The sequence below is a fragment of the Kitasatospora aureofaciens genome (assembly GCF_001188955.3).
In the GTDB taxonomy this organism is placed as follows: Bacteria; Actinomycetota; Actinomycetes; order Streptomycetales; family Streptomycetaceae; genus Kitasatospora; species Kitasatospora aureofaciens.
Map to the genome: position 1 here is coordinate 63219 of NZ_JPRF03000014.1, position 14240 is coordinate 77458.

Annotated in this window: 14 protein-coding genes; 11 read left to right on the top strand and 3 right to left on the bottom strand. The window is 72.8% G+C overall.

Features of this window, described 5'->3' with window-relative positions; translation table 11 throughout:
- Positions 1–106 precede the first annotated feature (106 nt).
- On the bottom strand, positions 107–964 hold the full coding sequence (locus HS99_RS07335; RefSeq protein WP_030554494.1) for a DMT family transporter: 858 nt from the start codon (positions 962–964) through the stop codon (positions 107–109).
- 253 nt (positions 965–1217) lie between these two features.
- Here HS99_RS07335 and HS99_RS07340 point away from each other — a divergent pair, with 253 nt between their 5' ends.
- Entirely contained in the window at positions 1218–2138 is a 921-nt protein-coding gene (locus HS99_RS07340) for a serine/threonine dehydratase (protein WP_030554496.1), read from the top strand.
- 322 nt (positions 2139–2460) lie between these two features.
- Positions 2461–4119 carry an APC family permease gene (locus HS99_RS07345; RefSeq protein WP_030287679.1) on the top strand — a complete coding sequence of 553 codons (1659 nt, stop codon included), beginning with the start codon at positions 2461–2463 and terminating at the stop codon, positions 4117–4119.
- 100 nt (positions 4120–4219) lie between these two features.
- Here the strand turns inward: HS99_RS07345 and HS99_RS07350 are convergent, their stop codons facing one another.
- Positions 4220–5845, bottom strand: coding sequence for an FAD-dependent oxidoreductase (locus HS99_RS07350; RefSeq protein ID WP_030554499.1), 1626 nt, complete (start codon positions 5843–5845; stop codon positions 4220–4222).
- Between the two features lie 306 nt (positions 5846–6151).
- Here HS99_RS07350 and HS99_RS07355 point away from each other — a divergent pair, with 306 nt between their 5' ends.
- From HS99_RS07355 to HS99_RS07395, 9 genes are all read left to right on the top strand, one after another.
- The gene (locus tag HS99_RS07355) at positions 6152–7318 is read left to right on the top strand and encodes a SchA/CurD-like domain-containing protein (protein WP_030287683.1); all 1167 of its coding nucleotides are present in this window, start codon (positions 6152–6154) and stop codon (positions 7316–7318) included.
- Between the two features lie 31 nt (positions 7319–7349).
- Positions 7350–7775: a cupin domain-containing protein gene (locus HS99_RS07360; protein WP_030287686.1), complete on the top strand. Its 426-nt coding sequence runs from the start codon at positions 7350–7352 to the stop codon at positions 7773–7775.
- Complete coding sequence (locus HS99_RS07365; RefSeq protein ID WP_030287692.1) at positions 7772–9028, top strand: beta-ketoacyl-[acyl-carrier-protein] synthase family protein; 1257 nt, start codon at positions 7772–7774, stop codon at positions 9026–9028. The genes HS99_RS07360 and HS99_RS07365 overlap by 4 nt, the downstream gene beginning before the upstream one ends.
- Positions 9029–9033: 5 nt before the next feature.
- Positions 9034–10275, top strand: coding sequence for a beta-ketoacyl synthase N-terminal-like domain-containing protein (locus HS99_RS07370; protein ID WP_030287694.1), 1242 nt, complete (start codon positions 9034–9036; stop codon positions 10273–10275).
- 43 nt (positions 10276–10318) lie between these two features.
- Positions 10319–10579: an acyl carrier protein gene (locus HS99_RS07375; protein WP_030287696.1), complete on the top strand. Its 261-nt coding sequence runs from the start codon at positions 10319–10321 to the stop codon at positions 10577–10579.
- A gap of 1 nt (position 10580) precedes the next feature.
- The gene (locus HS99_RS07380; protein WP_030287699.1) at positions 10581–11036 is read left to right on the top strand and encodes an SRPBCC family protein; all 456 of its coding nucleotides are present in this window, start codon (positions 10581–10583) and stop codon (positions 11034–11036) included.
- Positions 11033–11362, top strand: a complete 330-nt coding sequence (locus HS99_RS07385) for a TcmI family type II polyketide cyclase (RefSeq protein ID WP_223885896.1) — start codon at positions 11033–11035, stop codon at positions 11360–11362. Before HS99_RS07380 ends, HS99_RS07385 begins: the two co-directional genes overlap by 4 nt.
- Positions 11363–11728: 366 nt before the next feature.
- Positions 11729–12271: a hypothetical protein gene (locus HS99_RS07390; protein WP_030554502.1), complete on the top strand. Its 543-nt coding sequence runs from the start codon at positions 11729–11731 to the stop codon at positions 12269–12271.
- A gap of 110 nt (positions 12272–12381) precedes the next feature.
- The gene (locus HS99_RS07395) at positions 12382–13095 is read left to right on the top strand and encodes a class F sortase (protein ID WP_046386239.1); all 714 of its coding nucleotides are present in this window, start codon (positions 12382–12384) and stop codon (positions 13093–13095) included.
- A gap of 94 nt (positions 13096–13189) precedes the next feature.
- Here HS99_RS07395 and HS99_RS07400 read toward each other — a convergent pair whose 3' ends face one another.
- Positions 13190–14224 (bottom strand): methyltransferase, encoded by a 1035-nt coding sequence (locus HS99_RS07400; protein WP_030287708.1) that lies wholly within the window; start codon positions 14222–14224, stop codon positions 13190–13192.
- Between the last annotated feature and the right edge of the window lie 16 nt (positions 14225–14240).

Consider the following 14240-nt stretch of genomic DNA (forward strand, 5'->3'; position numbering starts at 1 on the left):
AGGCCAAGGCCGGAGCCTCGAAGGCCCGCAAGCCCGAGGCCCGGAAGCCGAACGCCCGGAGCCGGGGCACGCCCCTGCGGTGGCGTGCGCCCGGCTCCGGTCGCCGTCAGGCCCGGGTCAGTGCCGCGATCGCGGCGAGCAGCAGTGCGGAGCCCGCTGCCAGTCCCACGGTGAAGGACTCGCCGAGGAAGAGCACGCCGATCACCGCCGCCGTGGCCGGTTCCAGCAGCACCAGCACGGAGGCGGTGGTGCCCGGTACGGCTGTCAGACCGCTGAAGTACCAGCGGTAGGCGAGCAGCGTCGGCACCGTCCCGAGGAAGAGCAGGGCTGCGCCGGTCAGCGCCGGCTGCCCCGCGGCCGGCAGTACGCCCTGGACCGCCGCGAAGGGGAGCAGGCAGAGCAGTCCGGTCGTGAAGGCGCCCGTACTCGCCCGGGCCGAGCCGCCGCCGCGGGCCCACACGGTGAGTCCGCTCTGGCCTGCGCCGGCGAGCACCGCGAGGGAGACGCCCAGGGCCGGGCGCGGTCCGGCGGCGGGTGCCGCGACCAGCAGGGCGAGCCCGCCGAGGGCGAGCAGGACGGCGGCCGCCGACCGTCGGGTGAGGTGTTCGCCGAGCAGCAGGTGTGCGCCGAGACTGGTGAGCACCGGTCCGGCGCCGATGGTGATCAGGGTGCCCAGTCCGAGGCCCGCGTAGTGCACGGAGCCGAAGTAGGCGCACTGGCTGACGGCCAGCCCGAGGCCGGTCAGCACGGTGGAGCCGGGCTTCCCGGAACGGGCCGCCGCCGGGGGCAGCAGCGCCAGGCAGAGCGCCGCGACGCCGAAGCGCCAGCAGGAGACGGCCACCGGGCCGAGTCCGCTGGTGCGCATCAGGAGTGCGGCGACGGCTCCGCCCACCCCCCAGGCGACGGCGGCGGCGGAAATGGACAACAGGCCGTGCCGGAACGGCACGGCGGTGTGCGAGGTCATGCGTCGTACTCCACGATGGTTCGCCGGTTCTGGTCCGCGGGGTACGCGGGCGGCAGACATCGCCCCGGGAACCGAGGGGCTCTCCCGCTCGGCCGGGCCAGGTGGGTACGCCGCCCGCTAGCGGACCGGCGGCGGGAGGATCACGAAACGCACGGGTCCAGGCTACGCCCGCCCGTCGGCGATCTTCTCGGGCTCGTCCCCGCGCACTACCGTCGGTCGGACCGGTCCGCATCACCGCACGAAGGAGCCGACGATGGAACAGCTGACGTACGACGAGGTGGAGGCCGCCGGGCAGCGGATCGCCGGGCGGGTGCGGCCGGTCGCGGTGGCACCGGGGGACGACGGCGGCAGGACGTGGCTGGCGCTGGAGTTCCTGCAGCACACCGGCAGTTTCAAGGCGCGCGGCGCGCAGAACTTCCTGCTCGCCCATGCCGAGGCGGGCACCCTGCCGTCGGCCGGGGTGACCATCGCCTCGGGCGGCAACGCCGGGCTGGCCTGTGCCTGGGCCGCGCGTGAACTGGGCGTCCGGGCCACGGTGTTCCTGCCGGAGACTGCTTCGCCGGTGAAGCTGGACCGGCTGCGTTCGTACGGGGCGCAGGTGCGGTTGGTGGGCCGGGAGTACGCGGAGGCGCTGGCGGCCTGTGAGGAATTCGCCTCGGGCAGTGGGGCGTTGGCCTCGCACGCGTATGACCACCCGTTGATCGCGGCCGGGGCGGGGACGGTCCTGGACGAGATCCGCGCCCGGGTCCCCGGCCTGGACACGGTGGTGGTGTCGGTGGGCGGCGGCGGGCTGTTCGCCGGGGTGGCGGTCGCGGCCCGCGAACACGGGGTGCGGGTGGTCGCGGTGGAGCCGTCCGGGAGCCGGGCGCTGAACGCGGCGCTGGAGGCCGGCCGCCCGGTGGACGTCCCGGTGGCCTCGGTGGCCCAGGACGCGCTGGGCGCCCGCCGGGCCACCGCGCTCGCCGTGCACGCGGCCGGGCACCAGGGGGTGCGCTCGGTCCTGGTGGAGGACGAGGTGATCGTGGCGGCCCGCCGTCGGCTCTGGGAGGAGCGCCGGATCGCCGTGGAGTACGCGGCGTCCACCGCGCTGGCCGCCCTGGACCGGGTGGAGGGTGAGCGCATCGCCGTTCTGCTCTGCGGCGCGAACACCGACCCCTCGGATCTGGCGAATTGACGCGATGTCAGCAGGGGGCCCCGAGCGCCGGCGGCACGACGACGGCATGACTATGCAATGGACGTCATTCTCATGAATGCCCGGGGTGGTCAATACTGCATGATCGAATCGCGAAGCTCAATTCCCGCTCAAATGGTGAACCTACCAGCGGGTAACGTAACAGACAACTGAACAGAATGCCTCCTACCTGCGCGGATATCAGGCAAAGAAAGTAAACATTCAGTAATGAAATCTGTGCAGAGGTCTCTGAATAGCCCTACTGTGTGGCAACTCTCCGCGCTCCGACCCTTCCCCGGAGCCCCCACACACAGAGAGATCGCCCATGGCTTCCCTCAACCAGATCTCGCCGCCCGACCAGAACTCCGGCACTGCCGGGACCGCCCACCGGTCGCTCAAGCGTCACGTCGGACTCGTCGGCCTCATGTGGGCCTCGGTCGGCTCGATCATCGGCTCCGGCTGGCTCTTCGGCGCGAAGAGCGCCGTCACCGCTGCCGGACCGGCAGCCGTCATCTCCTGGGGCATCGGCGCCGTCGCGATCGTGCTGCTCGCACTCGTGCACGCCGAGCTCGGCGGACTCTTCCCGGTCTCGGGCGGTACGGCGCGCTACCCGCACTACGCCTTCGGCGGCCTGGCCGGCATGTCCTTCGGCTGGTTCTCCTGGCTCCAGGCCGCCACCGTGGCACCGATCGAGGTCGAGGCCATGATCGGCTACGCCAAGGACGCGCCCTGGGCCAGCGGACTGCAGAACGCCAACGGCACCCTCACCACCAGCGGATTCATCGTCGCGACCGCGCTGATGGCGGTATTCGTCGCGGTCAACTTCCTCGGCGTGAAGGCCCTCGCCCGGACCAACAGCGTCGCCACCTGGCTGAAGATCTTCGTTCCTCTGTTCACGATCTTCGTGCTGGCGATCACCAGCTTCCACGGATCCAACTTCACCTCGCACGGCTTCGCCCCGTTCGGCGCCAAGGGCGTGCTCACCGCGATCAGCACCAGCGGCATCATCTTCGCGCTGCTGGGCTTCGAGCAGGCCATCCAGATCGCCGGTGAGAGCCGCAACCCCAAGCGCGACATCCCGCGCGCGGTGCTCGGTTCGGTCGCCATCGGCACCCTGATCTACACCCTGCTGCAGGTCGTCTTCATCGGCGCGCTGCCGGTCACCGCCTTCGCCAACGGCTGGGCGAAGCTCGACTTCCCCGGTATCGACGGCCCCTTCGCCGGTCTGGCCACCCTGGTCGGCCTCGGCTGGCTGTCCTACGTGCTGAAGGCCGACGCGGTGATCTCCCCCGGCGGCACCGGCCTGATCTACACCACCTCCACCTCGCGCATCTCCTACGGCCTGAGCCGCAACGGCTACGCGCCGCAGAAGTTCGAGCAGCTGGACAAGAACGGCGTGCCGTGGTTCGGCCTGATCATCGCCTTCGTGACCGGTGTGATCTGCTTCCTGCCCTTCCCGAGCTGGCAGCAGCTGGTCAGCTTCATCACCTCCGCCAGCGTGCTGATGTACGCCGGCGCGCCGCTGGCCTTCGGCGCTCTGCGCCGCCGGCTGCCCGACCGCGAGCGCTCCTACCGGCTGCCGCTGGGCGGCGTGATCTCCCCGGCCGCCTTCGTGGTCTCCAGCCTGATCATCTACTGGGCCGGCTGGCAGACCCTGTCCCGCCTGGGCATCGCCATCGTGCTCGGCTACGCCCTGCTCGGCAGCTACGCGGTGTACGCGATCAAGAAGCGCCTGCCGAACGCGCCGCGGCTCAACTGGAAGTCCGCCCAGTGGCTGCCGGTCTACCTGGTGGGCCTCGGCCTGATCTCGTGGCAGGGCGGCTTCGGTGACGGCACCGGCCGGATCCCGATGTGGTACGACATGGCGCTCGTCGCGGTGTTCTCGCTGGTCATCTACTACTGGGCGATCCGGGTCGCCCTGCCGGCCGAGGAGATCGAGCGCGAGGTCGCCGACGTCGAGGTGGTCGACGCGGGCGGCCACTGATCACCGGGCCACACCCACACCTGGGCACCTGATCACCGACACCTGACGGGACGGGCCCGCCGGTCGCCGAGTCGACCGGCGGGCCCGTCCGTGTGTGTCCCTACAGATCCAGCACCGCCCGCAACGCCGCCTCCAGCTCGGCCTCCGGGTCGGCGACCGGTCCGGGCGAGCGCCAGGCGACGAAGCCGTCCGGGCGCACCAGCAGCGCGCCGCCCGGGCCGAGGCCGTGCAGCGCGGCGAAGTCCGTGCCGGGCTCCGGCGCCAGGTCGTCCTCGGCGCCGTCGCCGATCCGGTAGACGTCCAGCGGGACGGCCACCCGGTCGGCCGCCCGCCGGGCGCCCTGCTGCCAGGCGGTGCCCCCGGGACCGGTGAGCAGCACCATCGCCTGCTCGTAGAGGTCCAGGGTGGACAGCCGTACGCCCGCGCGCAGCAGCCACTGGTGCGGGGCCCGGCTGCCCGGCTCGCCGTTGGACTCGAAGGTCTCCGGGACGACGGCGCCGGCCGGGTCGGTGCCGAGCACCGCGCCGCGGGGGTAGCGGTAGCCGAGCGCCACGGCCAGCACCCCGGCCTGGCGGCCGACGCCCGGGACCACCGCGTAGCCCGGGTGGCTGTGCTCTGCGGAGCGGGCCGAGGCGCGCTCGCTGGTGACCTCGGCGACCGGGCGACGCTCCTGCCCGTACGTCTCCAGCAGGCCGGGCCCGGCCCAGCCGCACAGCACGGCGGCCAGTTTCCAGGCGAGGTTGTGGGCGTCCTGGATGCCGGTGTTGGAGCCGAAGGCGCCGGTCGGGGACATCTCGTGGGCGGAGTCCCCGGCGAGGAAGACCCGGCCGACGCCGTACCGCTCGGCGACCCGTTCGGCCGCGTGCCAGGGCGCCCGTCCGGTGACCTCGACGTCCAGTTCGGGCAGGCCGACGGCGGTGCGGATGTGCCGCTCGCAGCGCTCGTCGGTGAAGGCCTCCAGCGGCTCGCCGTGCTCGGGGTGCCAGGGCGCGTGGAAGACCCACTCGGACTGGTTGTCCACCGGCAGCAGCGCGCCGTCCGCCTCCGGGTTGGTCAGGTAGCAGGCGATGAAGTGCCGGTCGCCGACCACCTCGGCCAGTCGCTTGGCACGGAAGGTGATGCTGACGTTGTGGAACAGCTCGCCCTTGCCGGTCTGGCCGATGCCGAGCCGCTCCCGGGCCGGGCTGCGCGGGCCGTCCGCGGCGATCAGGTACTCCGAGCGCACCACCCGCTCCTCGCCGGTCTCCCGGCTGCGCAGCAGGGAGGTGACGCCGTCGGCGTCCTGCTCGAAGGAGACCAGCTCGGTGCCGAACCGCACGTCGCCGCCGAGGTCGCGGGCCGCGCGCAGCAGTACCGGCTCCAGGTCGTTCTGGCTGCACAGGCACCAGCCGCTGGGGCTGAACCGGGCGAGCTTGCCGCCCGGGTCGATCTCCCGGAACAGCCACTCCTGCTCCTCGCCGGTCAGCGAGGGAGCCTGGAGGATGCCGTGGTTCGGGGCGAGCACGGAGGCCGCCTCGCGGATCGCCGGCTCGATCCCGGCCACCCGGTACAGCTCCATCGTGCGGACGTTGTTGCCTCGTCCGCGCGGGTGATGCGAGGTGTCGGCGTGCTTCTCGACCAGCAGGTGCCTGACACCCAGTCGGCCGAGGAACAGTGAGGCCGACAGCCCGACCAGGGAGCCGCCCACGATCAGGACCGGCACCCGGTCGTCAACCTTCGGATTCATCAATTGCTCCACCCTGTAAGGGGATTCCGCGGCCCGGCAGCTGGACTCGGCGCCGCGCTCGACGGGCCCGCTCAGCCGGGGGCCCCGCTCTTCCATCCCCAGCCGGAGGGGGACTGTGCCGCCCCTTCGCCCGGATGGCTCGCAAATCTCGCGCCGCGCCCGGTCGGCCGCTCACGATCGACCTCAGGCCCTGGGCCCCGGGCCCCGGGCCGACCGTCACCGCACCCCCTCCCCCCAGGCCGGGAGCACCCGCCGGACGCGGCCGGCAAGGGCCCGCCGCGAGCGGCCGAGAGCAGAAAGTGGATCATGACAACTCTGTCCGAACCGCAGCCGAAGCAGCACGAAGACTCCGACACCCGGCTGAGGGTGGTGCTGATGCTGGAGATCCAGGACGGCGCCCAGCAGCGTTTCCTCGACGTCTACGAGCAGCTGCGCCACCAGGTGGCCGCGGTGCCCGGCCACGTCAGCGACCAGCTGTGCCAGTCCATCAACGACCCCCGCCAGTGGCTCATCACCAGCGAGTGGGAGGACCAGGAGACCTTCCTGGAGTGGGTGGACAGCCCCGCCCACCGCGAGATGGTCAAGCCGATGCACGGGTGCGTCAGCGACAACTTCCGTTCGCTGCGCTACGCCGTCCTGCGCCAGACCTCGGCGGCCGGCTCCACCGGCAGCCGGGCCCCGATGGAGGTGCCGCCGGGCCTGCCGCGCAGCGAGCCCGCCGGACACGTCGGCCCGCCCAGGGCCGAGCCGGGCCCGGACGGCATCGTGCGCCACGCGCTGACCTTCACCGTCAAGCCCGGCAGCGAGGCCGAGGTCGCCCGCATCCTGTCCGCCTACGCCTCCCCCAAGGCCGAGGTCGACGAGCACACCCGGCTGCACCGCACCTCGCTGTTCATGCACGGCAACCGGGTGGTGCGGGCCGTCGAGGTGGTCGGCAACCTGGGCGACGCGCTGCGCCACGTCTCGATGCAGCCCGAGGTGCGGGCGGTCGAGGAGGAGCTCAACCCGTACCTGGAGGAGGCCCGGCAGTTCGGCGACCCGCAGTCCGCCCGCGCCTTCTTCGCCAAGGCGGCGCTGCCCGCCCGGCACCAGGCGATCGCCAGCTCCCCCACCTCGGGCCGGCTGCACCGGCACGCCGTGCTCTACCCGGTGCGCCCGGGCCGCGGGCAGGCCGTCGCCGAGCTGCTCTTCGACCACGACAACCTCGCCACCGCCGACCCGACCGGCCCGGTCGCGGCGGCCACCGTCTTCCAGCGCGACGACACCGTGGTGCGCCTGGTCGACCTGCGGGTGCCGGCCGAGGCCGACCCGGCCGCCGCGCTCGGCGTGGCGGGCGCACAGGAGGCGGCCGAACTGGCCCAGCTGCTGGACCTCGGCCCCGCCGGCGACCTGCGCACCGTCGCCGGCCTGAGCGCCTTCCTCGCCGCCCGCGCCATGAGCCCGGTCACCGACCGCAGCTCGCTGAGCGACTGACGCCCAGACGATCCACTGGAGGAACACCATCATGACCACGAAGTACCCGAGGATCATCAACGTCGACGAGGCCCCGGAGAACCGCCGCCACGGCGCCGAGCTGCGCACCATGCTCACCCCTCCCAGCTGCGGGGCGACCAGCGGCTTCATGGGCCTGGCCATCATCAAGCCCGGGGAGCGGATCAACGAGCACTACCACCCGTACTCCGAGGAGTTCGTGTTCGTCGTCTCCGGCGACCTGGAGGTCGACCTCGACGGGAAGGCGCACCCGCTCAAGCCGGACCAGGGCCTGATGATCCCGATCAACATGCGCCACCGCTTCCGCAACGTCGGCAAGACCGAGGCCCGGATGGTCTTCCACTGCGGCCCGCTCGCCCCCCGCCCCGACCTCGGCCACGTGAGCACCGAGGAGTCCGCCACCGCCGGCCCGCCGGAACACGCCAAGGTGGGCTCGTGACGCGGCGCGTCGCCGTCACGGGGATCGGTGTGGTCGCGCCCGGAGGGATCGGGATCCCGGCCTTCTGGGACCTCCTGACGGCCGGCCGCACCGCCACCCGGGGCATCACGCTCTTCGACCCGACCGGGTTCCGCTCCCGGATCGCGGCCGAGTGCGACTTCGACCCGCAGGCCCACGGGCTGAGCCCCGAGGACGTCCAACGGGCTGACCGCTACGTGCAGTTCGCGATGGTCGCGGCCGCCGAGGCGGTCGCCGACGCCGGGCTGGACCTGGCCACCGAGGACCCGTGGCGGATCGCCGTCTCGCTCGGCACCGCCGTCGGCGGCACCACCCGGCTGGAGCACGACTACGCCCTGGTCAGCGCCACCGGCGCACGCTGGGACGTGGACCACCGGCAGGCCGAGCCGCAGCTGCACCGGGCCTTCGCGCCCAGCACGCTGGCCTCCGCGGTGGCCGAGCGGGTCGGCGCGCAGGGCCCGGTGCAGACCGTCTCCACCGGCTGCACCTCCGGTCTGGACGCGATCGGCTACGGCTTCCAGGCGGTCGAGGAGGGGCGCGCCGACATCTGCGTCGCCGGCGCCTCCGACTCCCCGATCTCGCCGATCACCGTCGCCTGCTTCGACGCCATCAAGGCCACCAGCGAGCGCAACGACGACCCGGAGCACGCCTCCCGCCCCTTCGACGCCCACCGGGACGGCTTCGTCCTCGGCGAGGGCGGCGCCGTCCTGGTGCTGGAGGAGCTGGAGCACGCCCGCCGCCGCGGCGCCCGGATCTACGGCGAGATCGGCGGCTTCGCCACCTTCGGCAACGCCTACCACATGACCGGCCTCACCAAGGAGGGGCTGGAGATGTCCCGGGCGATCGACCATGCGCTCGATCACGCCCAGGTCAACCGCACCGACGTCGACTACGTCAACGCGCACGGCTCGGGCACCAAGCAGAACGACCGGCACGAGACCGCCGCGGTCAAGCGCTCGCTGGGCGACCACGCCTTCGACACGCCGATGAGCTCGATCAAGTCGATGGTCGGGCACTCGCTCGGCGCGATCGGCGCGATCGAGGTGGTCGCCTGCACCCTGGCGCTGGCCCACGGCGTGGTGCCGCCCACCGCCAACTACGAGACTCCGGACCCGGAGTGCGATCTCGACTACGTGCCGCGCACCGCGCGCGAGCTGCCGCTGCGCCACATCCTCTCGGTCGGCAGCGGATTCGGCGGATTCCAGTCCGCCGTCGTTCTCAACAGAACGGGGTGAATGTCATGACGTCACGTCAGCAGGGACGCCGGGCGGTGGTCACCGGCCTCGGCGTGGTGGCGCCGAACGGTGTCGGTGCCGACGCCTTCTGGAAGGCCACCAGGCAGGGCGTGAGCGTCCTCGACCGGATATCCCGCGAGGGCTGCACCGACATGCCGCTCAAGATCGCGGGCGAGGTGCGCGATTTCGATCCGCATTCGGTGATCGACAGCCGCTTCCTCGTACAGACCGACCGCTTCACCCACTACGCGATGGCGGCCGCCGACCTGGCGGTGGCGGACGCCGGGTTCCGGCCCGACCCGGAACAGCCCTACGCGGTCGGCGTGGTGACCGCGGCCGGCTCCGGCGGCGGCGAGTTCGGCCAGCGCGAGCTCCAGCAACTCTGGGGCCAGGGACCGCGGTTCGTCGGCCCGTACCAGTCCATCGCCTGGTTCTACGCGGCCAGCACCGGCCAGATCTCGATCCGCGGCGGCTACAAGGGCCCGTGCGGCGTGGTCGCCAGCGACGAGGCCGGCGGCCTGGACGCCCTCGCCCACGCCGCCCGGTCGGTCGAGCGCGGCACCGACGCCGTGGTGGTCGGCGCCGCCGAGGCTCCGCTGGCGCCGTACTCCATGGTCTGCCAGCTCGGCTACCCCGAGCTGAGCCTGTCCGACCGGCCGGAGACGGCCTACCTGCCGTTCACCGCGCAGGCCTGCGGCTTCGCCCCCGCCGAGGGCGGCGCGATGCTGCTGCTGGAGGACGAGCAGGCGGCCCGGCGGCGCGGCGCCGACGTCCGGGCGCACCTGGCCGGGCACGGCGCCACCTTCACCGGCGCCTCCCGCTGGAAGGAGTCCCGGGAGGGGCTGGCCGCCGCGATCCGGACGGCGCTGGACGAGGCCCGGATCGCGCCGGAGGAGATCGACGTGGTCTTCGCGGACGCCCTCGGCGTCCCCTCCGCCGACCGGGCCGAGGCCCTGGCGCTGGCCGACGCGCTCGGCCCGGTCGCCGAGCGCGTCCCGGTCACCGCACCCAAGTCCGGCACGGGCAGGGCCTACTGCGGCGCCCCGGTACTGGACGTGACGGCCGCCGTACTGGCCATGGAGGACGGCGTCCTGCCGCCCACCCCCAACGTCACCGAGGTCTGCCACGACCTCGCTCTGGTGACCGGCCGCGCCCGCCCGGCCGAGCTGCGCACCGCGCTGGTGCTCAGCCGCGGGCTGATGGGCTCCAACTCCGCGCTGGTGCTCCGGCGCGGGGAGCGGCCCTGAATCCCCCGCACCCCCGATCCGCTGTACCTCCGAAGGGAATCCCGTGAGCCACAACCTCAGTTATCCCGAGCTGGCCGCCCTGCTCCAGGCCCGGGCCGGCGTCACCGTCACCCCCGACGACCTCGAGAAGCCGGGCGCCCAGTTCGACGAGTTCGGCGTCGACTCGCTCGGGCTGCTCGGCGTCGTCGGCGAGTTGGAGAACCGCCACGGCCTCAAGGTCACCTCCGGCGCCGAGTCCGCCAAGACCCCGGCCGAGTTCCTGGAGCTGGTCAACGGCTCCCTTTCCGCGAAGGCAGGCGCCTGAGATGCCCGGACACACGGACAACGAGATCGTCATCAACGCTCCGCTCGACCTGGTCTGGGAGATGACCAACGACCTGGAGAACTGGCCCGAGCTGTTCAGCGAGTACGCCTCGGTCGAGGTGCTGGAGCGCGACGGCGACCGGGTGCGGTTCCGGCTCACCATGCACCCCGACGAGAACGGCAAGGTGTGGAGCTGGGTCTCCGAGCGCACCACCGACCGCTCCTCGCTCGCGGTCGAGGCCCGCCGGGTCGAGCCCGGCCCGTTCGAGTTCATGGAGATCCGCTGGGAGTACGCGGAGGTCCCGGCCGGCACCAGGATGCGCTGGATCCAGGACTTCGCGATGAAGCCGACCGCACCGGTGGACGACGACGGCATGGTCGAGCACATCAACAGGAACTCCCGGATCCAGATGCAGCTGATCCGCGAGAAGGTCGAGAAGCGGGCGGCCGAGCAGTGACCGGGACCCACCGCGCCCTGATCGTCGCCCGGATGAAGCCCGAGGCCGCCCCGGACATCGCCGAGGTGTTCGCCGACTCGGACCGGGGCGAACTGCCGCACCTGATCGGCGTCACCGGGCGCAGCCTCTTCCAGTTCGGCGACGTCTACCTGCACCTGATCGAGGCCGACCGCCCGCCGGGCCCGGCCGTCGCCAAGGTCCTCGGCCACCCGGAGTTCCGGACCGTCAGCGACCGCCTGACCGCCTTCGTCCAGGCCTACGACCCGGCCACCTGGAGGGAGCCGAAGGACGCGATGGCACGAGAGTTCTACCGCTGGGACCGCTGACCCCGGTCCCGTCTGGGCCCGCCCCCGGCCGTGCGCCGGGGGCGGGCCCATGTTCGCGCCCTGGTACCCGCACGCACCGCCTTGGCGCGCGGGCGCGTCACCCGTGCGCCAACACCTACCATCCGGTCGCCCTTGCGCCCGCACCTGTCGCCCGACACCAGCGCGTTTTCACCCGGATCGCCGAGGCACTCGGGTGAACACACGCAGGACTCCACCCGAAGGGGTCACTTTCCGTGCCAGTGCCGCCACTCTCAGGTGGCAGGCGGCCACGCCGTGGTTGACGGTGGATCAGACGCCACTTCCCGCGAGTCCCACGACCGGCATCCTGCCGGCGGTCGCGGTCAGCGCGTCGAAAGGATCGATCTCATGCGTTCTGCACGCACGCTAGTCGCCGGAGCGGCCGTCGCCGCCCTCCTCACCGTCGGCGCCCCCATGGCCTTCGCCGACGGCTCCTCCTCGGACCAGGCCAGGAACCTCAGCTGGCAGGAGAAGTCCGACAGGGGCGACGAGGGCCGCGGCAACGAAGGCCGGGGCAACGAAGGCCGCGGCGACGAGGGCCGTGGCCACGAAGGCCACGAGGGCCGGGGCAACGAGGGCCGCGGCAACGAGGGCCGCGGCAACGAAGGCCGCGGCAACGAAGGCCGCGGCAACGAAGGCCGCGGTGACGAGGGCCGCGGCCACGAAGGCCGCGGCAACGAAGGCCGCGAGGGCCGGGGCAACGAGGGCCGCGGCAACGAGGGCCGGGGTGAGGGGCGCAGCCCGCACGGCGGCGTGCACACCGGCGGCGGCGGTACGGCGCTGTCCGGCGGTGGCCTCGCCTCCGGTGCCGTGCTGCTGATCGGCGGCCTCGGGGCCGGCGCGTACGCGCTGCGCCGCGGGCGTCGCGCGTCCGGCGCCGCTGCGGTCTGACGCCTACTACCGCCGCCTCTGGGCGCCTCCCCCGGCCGGGGCGGGGCGCACGGGGGCGGCGGGCCGTTGCGGAACAGGCACCTGACGAAGACGTCGAGCGGAGGACAGGAATGACTGGCGGTCCCGGCTCCGGAATGACCCGGCTGCTGCGCGGCGGGATGGCCACGGCGGCGGCCGGCCTGCTGCTGATCTACAACGCGGTGGACACCGGGCCGGGCCCCGGTTCGATCGCGGGGAAGGCCGCTCCCCCGACGGCCGTCGCACCCGCCGTGCCGGTCCCGTCGGCCACCGCCGCCAAGCCGGCGGCGCCCACCGCCAGGCCGGCGGCGCCCGCCGCGATCCCGGGCGCACCGGCACTCAAGCGCTCCAAACCGACCCGGCTGCGGATCCCGCAGATCGGCGTGGAGGCGCCCTTCACCGAGCTCACCCTCAACCCGGCCGGCCAGCTCAACCCCCCGCCGCCGGACAACAAGAACCTGGTCGGCTGGTACCGGGACGGCGTCACCCCCGGCGAGCGCGGCAGCGCGGTGGTCGCCGGGCACGTGGACACCACCAAGGGCCCGGCGGTGTTCCTGCTGCTGAGCCTGCTGGTTCCGGGCAACAAGGTCGAGGTGAGCCGCGAGGACGGCACCGTGGCGGTGTTCAACGTCGACTCGGTGCAGACCTTCGCCAAGGACGCCTTCCCCGACCAGAAGGTGTACGGCAAGACCCCTGACGCCCAGCTGCGGCTGATCACCTGCGGCGGCGCGTACGACAAGAAGCGGCGGGACTACCTGGACAACGTGGTGGTCTTCGCCCACCTGGAGTCCTCGCACAAGGCCTGACGCCGACGACGGACGACGGCCGCTGCTCCCCCGTGGTTCGGGGAGCAGCGGCCGTCGTGTGTTCTCGTAAGCCCCCGGTGGGCGCGGGCCGGGGTCAGCCCCGGACGGTGGCCTCGAAGGCGTGCAGGTAGGGGTTGACCGGGCGGACGGCGACGACGTCGAGGCCGGCCTCCTCCATCAGCTGGACCATGCTCTCCTCGGAGTGCTTGGCGCCGCCGACGTTGAGCATCAGCATCAGGTCCATGGCGGTGGTGAACCGCATCGACGGGCTGTTGTCGACCAGGTTCTCCACCACCACGACCCGGGCGCCGGGGCGGGCCACGGCGACCACGTTGGCGAGGGTGCGGCGGGTGCTGTCGTCGTCCCACTCCAGGATGTTCTTGATGATGTAGAGGTCGGCGCGGACCGGGATCTCGATGCGGCAGTCGCCCGGGACGAGGCGGGCGCGGGCGGAGAAGGCGCCGCCCTCCTGCAGCCGGGGGTCGGCGCCGGCGACGACCTTGGGGAGGTCGAGCAGGGTGCCGTGCAGGGCCGGGTGCTTCTCCAGCAGGCTGGCCAGCACGTGGCCCTGGCCGCCGCCGATGTCGGCCACCGAGTCGATGCCGGTGAGGTCCAGGTACTCGGCGAAGTCCTTGGCGGACTGGCGGCTGGAGGTGGTCATCGCCTTGTCGAAGACCTTCGCCGAGTCGCCGGCGTCGGTGTGCAGGTAGTCGAAGAACTCCTTGCCGAAGAGCTCGGGGAAGACGTTGCGCCCGGAGCGCACCGCCTCGTCCAGCTTCGGCCAGGCCTCCCAGGTCCACGGCTCGGTGCACCAGAGGGCGATGTGTCGCAGGGAGTTGGGGGCGTCCTCGCGCAGCAGGCGGGACATCTCGGTGTGCTCGAACTGGTCGTCGCCGGTCTCGGCGAAGAGCCCGTAGCAGGTGAGCGCGCGCAGCAGGCGGCGCAGCTGGCGTGGTTCGATGTCGAGCCTGGCGGCGAGGTCGGTGACGCTGACCGGGGTCTCGTCGAGGAGGTCGGCGACGCCGAGCCGGGCGGCCGCGCGGACGGCGGCGGCGCAGGCCGCGCCGAAGACGAGCTCGCGCAGCCGCATCGCGGCCTGGGCGGTGGGGTTGACGGGGGCGGTGGTCATGGGTGGTCCTTCCCGA

Bases quoted from the DNA above. Each gene is read 5' to 3' on its own strand.
- HS99_RS07335 (WP_030554494.1), bottom strand. From the start codon at position 964: ATGACCTCGCACACCGCCGTGCCGTTCCGGCACGGCCTGTTGTCCATT.
- HS99_RS07340 (WP_030554496.1), top strand. From the start codon at position 1,218: ATGGAACAGCTGACGTACGACGAGGTGGAGGCCGCCGGGCAGCGGATC.
- HS99_RS07345 (WP_030287679.1), top strand. From the start codon at position 2,461: ATGGCTTCCCTCAACCAGATCTCGCCGCCCGACCAGAACTCCGGCACT.
- HS99_RS07350 (WP_030554499.1), bottom strand. From the start codon at position 5,845: ATGAATCCGAAGGTTGACGACCGGGTGCCGGTCCTGATCGTGGGCGGC.
- HS99_RS07355 (WP_030287683.1), top strand. From the start codon at position 6,152: ATGACAACTCTGTCCGAACCGCAGCCGAAGCAGCACGAAGACTCCGAC.
- HS99_RS07360 (WP_030287686.1), top strand. From the start codon at position 7,350: ATGACCACGAAGTACCCGAGGATCATCAACGTCGACGAGGCCCCGGAG.
- HS99_RS07370 (WP_030287694.1), top strand. From the start codon at position 9,034: ATGACGTCACGTCAGCAGGGACGCCGGGCGGTGGTCACCGGCCTCGGC.
- HS99_RS07380 (WP_030287699.1), top strand. From the start codon at position 10,581: ATGCCCGGACACACGGACAACGAGATCGTCATCAACGCTCCGCTCGAC.
- HS99_RS07390 (WP_030554502.1), top strand. From the start codon at position 11,729: ATGCGTTCTGCACGCACGCTAGTCGCCGGAGCGGCCGTCGCCGCCCTC.
- HS99_RS07395 (WP_046386239.1), top strand. From the start codon at position 12,382: ATGACTGGCGGTCCCGGCTCCGGAATGACCCGGCTGCTGCGCGGCGGG.
- HS99_RS07400 (WP_030287708.1), bottom strand. From the start codon at position 14,224: ATGACCACCGCCCCCGTCAACCCCACCGCCCAGGCCGCGATGCGGCTG.